This window comes from Micromonospora sp. ATA51, from assembly GCF_016802855.1.
Lineage (GTDB): Bacteria > Actinomycetota > Actinomycetes > Mycobacteriales > Micromonosporaceae > Micromonospora > Micromonospora sicca.
This window is the reverse complement of the sequence record NZ_JAEVHJ010000051.1, coordinates 21,387-28,721: the sequence shown is the minus strand read 5'-3', so window position 1 is coordinate 28,721 and position 7,335 is coordinate 21,387. Positions and strand designations below refer to the sequence as shown.

The 7,335-nt window shown below is 73.3% G+C and carries 5 protein-coding genes and 1 pseudogene; 3 read left to right on the top strand and 3 right to left on the bottom strand.

Going from position 1 to position 7,335, the window contains the following annotated elements:
- Positions 1 to 217: 217 nt before the first annotated feature.
- Positions 218 to 883, bottom strand: coding sequence for a TetR/AcrR family transcriptional regulator C-terminal domain-containing protein (locus JNW87_RS11455; protein WP_109803150.1), 666 nt, complete (start codon positions 881 to 883; stop codon positions 218 to 220).
- A 174-nt stretch (positions 884 to 1,057) separates the two neighbouring features.
- Between JNW87_RS11455 and JNW87_RS11450 the strand changes: the two genes are divergently transcribed.
- Positions 1,058 to 2,230 carry an acyl-CoA dehydrogenase family protein gene (locus JNW87_RS11450; RefSeq protein WP_238453642.1) on the top strand — a complete coding sequence of 391 codons (1,173 nt, stop codon included), beginning with the start codon at positions 1,058 to 1,060 and terminating at the stop codon, positions 2,228 to 2,230.
- A 45-nt stretch (positions 2,231 to 2,275) separates the two neighbouring features.
- Here the strand turns inward: JNW87_RS11450 and JNW87_RS11445 are convergent.
- Positions 2,276 to 3,311: pseudogene (locus JNW87_RS11445) on the bottom strand (aminotransferase class V-fold PLP-dependent enzyme).
- Positions 3,312 to 3,531: 220 nt separating this feature from the next.
- Complete coding sequence (locus tag JNW87_RS11440; RefSeq protein ID WP_238453641.1) at positions 3,532 to 4,923, bottom strand: cation:dicarboxylate symporter family transporter; 1,392 nt, start codon at positions 4,921 to 4,923, stop codon at positions 3,532 to 3,534.
- A 102-nt stretch (positions 4,924 to 5,025) separates the two neighbouring features.
- On the opposite strand from JNW87_RS11440, the gene JNW87_RS11435 reads away from it, so the two are divergent.
- Both JNW87_RS11435 and JNW87_RS11430 read left to right on the top strand, forming a co-directional pair.
- Positions 5,026 to 6,648, top strand: coding sequence for a sensor histidine kinase (locus JNW87_RS11435; RefSeq protein WP_238453640.1), 1,623 nt, complete (start codon positions 5,026 to 5,028; stop codon positions 6,646 to 6,648).
- Positions 6,645 to 7,328: a response regulator gene (locus JNW87_RS11430; RefSeq protein ID WP_109803146.1), complete on the top strand. Its 684-nt coding sequence runs from the start codon at positions 6,645 to 6,647 to the stop codon at positions 7,326 to 7,328. The genes JNW87_RS11435 and JNW87_RS11430 overlap by 4 nt, the downstream gene beginning before the upstream one ends.
- Positions 7,329 to 7,335: the final 7 nt, after the last annotated feature.

Here is a 7,335-nt window from a genome sequence, read left to right as displayed (position 1 = left end):
ACGGCCCGGTCGACGTCGGCCGCGGTGCCGGCGGGGACCTGGCCCGACGATCTCGCCGGTGGCGGGGTTCTCGACGGGGATGGCGTCATCCCCGGCGGGGTCGACCCACTCGCCGGCGACGTGCAGGTGGCGACGGACCAGGAGGGCGGGCGGCGCGGCGGCGAGATCCATGTCGTCCTTCGTGGGGGGCGGGAAACTAGCGCTGGGAGTTTGGACGCTACCCCGAAGGCTCGATCGGCTCCAGCGGGGCGAGCGGCCCGACCGTCCGTTCGTACTCGGCGGCCAGCCCGTGCAGCAGCGCGTCGAGGCCGAGGGCGAAGGCGCCCTCGTCGACGCTGCGCTGGTGCCCGGCGAGCCGGTGCGCCTGGGTCAGGTGCGGGTAGTGCGCGGCGTAAAGCTCCGGGTCCTCGACGAAGCCCCGGGCGAACGAGCCGAGCGCCGAACCGGCGACGAAGTAGCGCAGCGCCGCGCCGATGTGGGTGGCGCGGGCGGGCGGCCAGCCGGCCCGGACCAGGCCGCCGTAGACCGCGTCGGCCATGGCCAGCGCGGCCGGTCGCCGACCGGGCCCCTGCGCCAGGTACGGCACCACGTTCGGGTGGGCGGCAAGTGCCTCCCGGTACGACCAGGCCCACCGGCGCAGCGCCGCCCGCCAGTCGAGCCGGGCGAAGAATCCGGTGTCCACGGTGGCGGTGACGCTGTCCGCCACCGCGTCGAGAATGGCGTCCTTGGTCGCGAAGTGGTTGTAGAGCGACGGGCCCTGGACGCCGAGCGCGGCGGCCAGCCGCCGGGTGGAGAGGGCGGCGAGTCCGTCCGCGTCGATCAGCGCGAGCGCCGTGGCCACGATCCGGTCCCGGGTGAGCAGAGCCTGTCGGGGTCGGGGCACCGGTGTCTCTCCCTCGTGGGCGTGGCCGGTTCGCCGGCGGTCCCCGTGCAGCCTAGCCGCGCCGCCGGGAGCAGGCCGTCCGCCGGCGGGTGGGAGGTGGGGGCTGGACGGACTAAAACTTACACCGCTAGTTTGAGGGCGACCCATCACCGCGCCATTGCCAGGGGGACCATCGTGGACTTCTCACTCACCGACGAGGAACGGGCGGTCCGGGACACCGTCCGGTCGTTCATCACCCGCGAGGTGATGCCGCTGGAGCAGGAGGTGCTCCGCCGCGAGCGGGCCCACCGACCCGGCCTCGACCGCTCCGAGCTGCGGGAACTCCAGCTCAAGGCGAAGAAGTTCGGTTTCTGGGGGCTGGCCACCCCGGAGGAGTACGGCGGGATGGACCTGCCCGCGGTCATGCAGTCGCTGATCTGGACCGAGCTGGGCCGCACCTTCGTGCCGTTCCGCTTCGGCGGTGAGGCGGACAACATCCTGTTCCACGCCACCGAGGAGCAGAAGCGGGAGTTCCTCATCCCCACCATCGAGGGGGAACGGATCTCCTGCTTCGCGATCACCGAGCCGGGCGCCGGCTCCGACGCGGCCAACATCCGGCTGTCGGCCCGGCGGGACGGCGACGACTGGATCCTCGACGGCGAGAAGACCTTCATCACAGGAGGCAACGACGCCGACTTCGCCATCGTGGTGGCGGTGACCGACCGGGAGAAGGGCGCCCGCAACGGCGGCGCCACCGCGTTCCTGGTGGACCGGGCGATGGGCTGGCGCTCGGAGTTCATCCAGACCATGGGCGAGGGCGGGCCGGCCTCGCTGATCTTCGACGGCGTCCGGGTGCCGCACCGCAACATCCTCGGCGAGGTCGGGCAGGGCTTCGCGCTGGGCATGCAGTGGATCGGCAAGGGGCGCTACACCATCCCCTCGCACGCCATCGGCATCGCCGAGCGGGCCCTGCAGATGGCGATCGACCAGGCCAACACCCGGGAGACCTTCGGCGCGAAGATCGGCACCAACCAGGCCATCCAGTGGATGATCGCCGACTCGGAGACCGAGCTGGAGGCGGCCCGCTGGCTGGTGCTGCGCTCCGCCTGGACGGTCGACCAGGGCCTGGACCCCCGGCACGCCTCCTCGATGGGCAAGCTCTACGGCGCCGGCATGGTCAACCGGGTGGTGGACCGGGTGCTCCAGATCCACGGCGGCATGGGCTACACCCGGGAGCTGCCGATCGAGCGCTGGTACCGGCAGGTGCGGCTCTACCGGATCTTCGAGGGCACCGACGAGATGCAGCGGCTGATCATCTCCCGCGACCTGCTGCGCGGGTACACGAAGATCGGCGGCCACCTGGCCTGAGTGGGTGCTCCCGCCCGGTCCCGGGGCGGGAGCCCACTCAGCTCCTCAGCTCGTCAGCGCGTCGAGCGCGAGGTCGACGTCCTCCTGAGTGCAGTAGAGGTGGAAGGCGGCCCGCACCCGGCCGGCGCGGACCGCCGCCCGCACCCCGGCCCGCGCCAGCCTCTCCTCCGCCCCGGGCACCTCGACGGTCACGATCGCGCTGTCGCCCGCGGGTCGGCCGAGGCCGGCGAGGAACCGGTTGGCCAGGGCGACGTCGTGGTCGCGGACCGCGGGCAGCCCGATCTCGGCGAGCAGCTCCAGCGCGGGCGCCGCCCCCACGTAGGAGAACCAGGCCGGGGAGATGTCGAAGCGCCGGGCGTCGTCGGCCAGCCGCAGCGGCGGACCGTAGTAGGAGGCGTGGGGGTCGCGCCCGCGTACCAACCGGCGGCGTCGGGCCGCAGCCGGTCGCGCAGCGCCGGGGCCAGGTAGGCGAAGGCCGCCCCACGCGGCGCCATCAGCCACTTGTACGCCGCGACCGCCACCACGTCGGCCGGCCCGCGTCGAAGGGCAGCCAGCCGCAGGCCTGGGTGGCGTCCACCGCGACGAGGGCGCCGTGCGCGCGGGCCGCGGCGACGATCTCGTCGTACGGGGCGACCGCGCCGTCGGCCGACTGCACCAGGCTGAACGCGACCAGGTCGGTGTCGGCGTCGATGGCGTCGACGAGGCCGGCCAGCGGGACCGTGCGTACGGTGACGCCCCGCTGCTCCTGCACCAACCAGGGAAAGAGGTTCGAGGTGAACTCGACCTCCGGGACCACCACCGTGGCGCCCGGCGGCAGGGCGGCCGCCACCGTGGCGAGCAGCTGCGACGCCGTGCTGCCGATCGCCACGTCCGCCGCCGCCACCCCGACCAGGGCGGCGAACGCGGCCCGGGACCGGTCGACGGACTCGCCCCACACCTCCCAGGAGATCCGCCCCACCCGCCAGTCCGCCAGGGCCTCCTGCAGTGCCGTCCAGGCCGGCTCGGGCGGCAGCCCGTAGCTGGCGGTGTTCAGCCAGCCCGGCTCGGGCTGCCACAGTTTCTGCGCCTCTTCCAGCTCCATGGCGCCGACGCTAGTGAGGCCCGTCGCCGGCCGGAACGGCCAATCGACACCCCGCGGCCCGCGCCCGAGCGGTCAGACCGGTCCCGGAGGCGGCGCTGGGCCGTGTTCGACCGGCGGGTCGACCGGGGTGGGCCGGTGGTGCGGGAGATGGCGCCCCCGGAGGCGCACCGGAAGACTCCGGCGCACCCCCGGACGGCACGGCCGTCCTCGACCGGCCGGGTCAGGACGGCGCCCCCGCCAGCGTCGACTGTCGCGGGCCCGACTCGTCGTCGGCGGGCCCGGCCTCGGCCGGCTCGTCGTCGAGCATGGTCGACTCGTCGAACGGGCGCCGGCCGCTGAGCACCGCCTCGGCCTGGTCGCGGTCGAACTCGCCGGTCCAGGTGCCGACCAGCACGGTGGCGACCGCGTTGCCGGCGAAATTGGTCAGCGCCCGGGCCTCGGACATGAACCGGTCGATGCCGACGATCAGCCCCACGCCGTCGACCAGGTCCGGCCGGTGCGACTGCAACCCGCCGGCCAGGGTGGCCAGGCCGGCGCCGGTGACCCCGGCGGCACCCTTCGAGGCGATGACCATGAACAGCAGCAGCGAGATCTGCTCGCCGATCGACAGCGGCTTGCCCAGCGCGTCGGCGATGAACAGCGACGCCATGGTCAGGTAGATCGCGGTGCCGTCCAGGTTGAACGAGTACCCGGTCGGCACCGTGATGCCCACGACCGACCTGCCGACCCCGACGTGCTCCATCTTGGCGATCAGCCGGGGCAGCGCCGACTCCGACGACGAGGTCGACAGGATCAGCAGGAACTCCCGGCCGAGGTAGGCGAAGAGCTTGAAGATCGAGATGCGGGCCACGAACCAGAGCAGCGCGCCGAGCACCACGAAGACGAAGACCACGCAGGTGGCGTAGAAGCCGAACATGACCTGCGCCAGGCTCTTCAACGCGTCCACGCCGGTCGCGCCGACCAGCGCGGCGATCGCCCCGAACGCGCCGATCGGGGCGACCCACATGATCATCGCCAGCACCTTGAAGACGAGGCGTTGGAGCAGGCCCACCGCCCGCAGCACGGGCTCACCACGCGTGCCGAGGGCCTGCACGGCGAAGCCGAACAGCAGCGCGACCAGCAGCGTCTGGAGCACCTCCCCCTCGGTCAGGGCGGAGAAGAGGGTGGTCGGGATGATCCCGAGCAGGAAGTCGACCGTCCCGCCGCTCTCGTCACCGGCGGCGGCCTTGCCCGCGCCCGCCAGGTCGGGGCCCAGGTTCAGGCCGGCGCCGGGATGGATGAGGTTGCCGACCACCAGGCCGATGGCCAGCGCGACGGTGGACATGACCAGGAAGTAGCCGAGGGCGAGACCGCCGACCTTACCGACCTTGGCAGCCTGACGCACGGATCCGACGCCGAGGACGATCGTGCAGAAGATGACCGGTCCGATCATCATCTTGATCAGGTTGACGAATCCGGTACCGAGGGGCTTCAGTTCCTTGCCGAACTCCGGGGCCGCGAGGCCGACCACGATGCCGGCGGCGACGGCCAGGATGACCGCCAGGTAGAGGTAACGGGTCCGGTCCCGGCGGACGGGCCGGGCGGCCACGGGGGTGGGTGTGGTGGTGTCCATGCCCACAATGTGAAGCGCGTCTCAACATAAGGCAGCCTTGCGTTCATTCTGTTCACCCGGGTGACTCGGGGCCGAAATCGGAACCTGACCGGTGCGCCACACTTGCGGGCGGAAGCCGAGCGCGAGGAGGAGGTGAACGTGGCCCGACGCCAGTGGAGCATCGCGGGACAGCTGTTCGCCCTCCAGGCGGTGGTGGTGACGCTGCTCGTGCTCGCCGGGGCGGCGGGCGCGGTCTGGCTCGCCCGCAGCGACTCCCGGCAGGCGGCGAAGGAGGAGGTGCTCGCCGTGGCGCACACCGTGGCCCGCTCCCCCGACGTCCGCGCCGCCCTGACCTCAGCCGACCCGGCTGCCACCCTCCAGCCGTACGCGGAGTCGATCCGGGTGGCGACGGGAACGGACTTCGTGGTGGTGATGGCCCCCGACCGGACCCGCTACTCGCACCGCAACCCCAGCCTGATCGGGCAGCCGTTCATCGGCGACATCGGACCCGCCCTCGCCGGTCGGCCGTTCACCACCACCAACGTCGGCACGCTCGGCGAGTCGGTACGCGCGGTGGTCCCGGTTTACGGCGACGACCGCCGGATCATCGGCCTGGTCTCCGCCGGCATCACCACCAGGGCGATCAACCGCAAGCTGCTCGCCCAGATGCCGGTGCTGCTCGGCGCCGCCGCCCCCGCGCTCGCCCTGGCCGCCACCGGCTCCTGGTTGCTCAGCCGCCGGCTCCGCCGGCAGACCCACGGCCTCGGGCCGGCCCAGATGAGCCGGATGTACGAGTACTACGACGCGGTCCTGCACTCGGTACGGGAGGGACTGGTGGTGCTGACCACCGACCGACGGGTGGCGCTGGTCAACGACGAGGGCCGCCGGTTGCTCGGGCTGGACGAGGACGCGTCGGTGACCGACCGGCCGGTGGCCGGGATCGACCTCCCACCCGCGGTGGCCGAGCTGCTGGCCTCCGGGCGGGACGCGCACGACGAGCCGGTGCTGGCCGGTGACCGGGTCCTGGTGGCCAACCAGCGGACCACCCGGTTCGAGGGCGCCCCGCTCGGCACCGTGCTGACCCTGCGCGACCAGACCGAGCTGCGCAACCTGGCCAGCGAGCTGGACTCGGTACGCGCGCTGACCGAGGCCCTGCAGGCCCAGACCCACGAGTCGGCCAATCGGCTGCACACCGTGCTGACCCTGGTGGAGCTGGGCCGCGCCGACGAGGCCGTGCAGCTGGCCACCCGCGACCTCGCGCTGGCCCAGCAGCTCACGGACCGGGTGGTCGGCGCGGTGACCGAGCCGGCGCTGGCCGCCCTGCTGCTCGGCAAGTCGGCGCGGGCCGGCGAGCGCGGCGTGGACCTGGTGATCGAACCGGACTGCCGGCTCGACGACAGCCCCCTGCCCGCCGCCGACCTGCTCACCGTCGTCGGCAACCTGGTCGACAACGCGCTCGAGGCGGTGGCCGGCACCGACCCGCCGCGCCGGGTACGCGTCTTCGTCGGCACCGTCGACGACGACATCGTCGTCCGGGTCGGCGACAACGGACCGGGGCTGGACCCCGACCGGGTCGCGGACGCGTTCCGGCGCGGCTGGTCGACCAAGAGCGCCGGCCGCGGCCTGGGCCTGGCGCTGGTCGGGCAGGTGATCCGGCGCCACGGTGGCCGCTGCGACGTGGCCGCCGCCGACGGCGGCGGGACCGTGTTCACGGTCCGGCTGCCGATCCCGGAGGGCGGATCGTGACCGACATCCGGGTGCTGGTGGTGGAGGACGAGCCGCTGCTGGCAGAGGCGCACAAGGCGTACACCGAGCGGGTGCCCGGCTTCGTGGTGGTCGGGGTGGCGCACACCGCGCGGGAGGCGATGGCGGCGCTGCGGCATCGGGCCGGCACGGACGTGGACCTCGTACTGCTGGACTTCCGGCTGCCCGACCTGCACGGCCTGGACGTCTGCCGGGCCCTGCGGGCGGCGGGCAGCAGCGTCGACGTGCTCGCGGTGACCTCGGCCCGGGACCTGGCGGTGGTCCGCACCGCCGTCTCCCTCGGGGTGACCCACTACCTGCTCAAGCCGTTCACCTTCGCCGCCTTCCGCGACAAGCTGGAGCGGTACGCCGACTACCGCCGCCAGGCGCTCGCCGACGGCGAGGTCGCCGCCCAGCACGAGGTGGACCGGATGTTCGCCACCCTGCGCGGCGCGGCGCAGCACACGCTGCCCAAGGGGCTGGACGAGCAGACGCTGAACCGGGTGCTGGCTGCTATCTCACCCGGGTCGGGCCGGTCGGCGACCGAGGTGAGCCAGCAGACCGGCATCTCCCGGGTGACCGCCCGCCGCTACCTGGAATACCTGGTCACCGTCGAACGCGCGGCACGTACCCCCCGCTACGGCACCCCCGGCCGGCCGGAGGTGGAGTACCGGCCGGTCTGACCGCCGC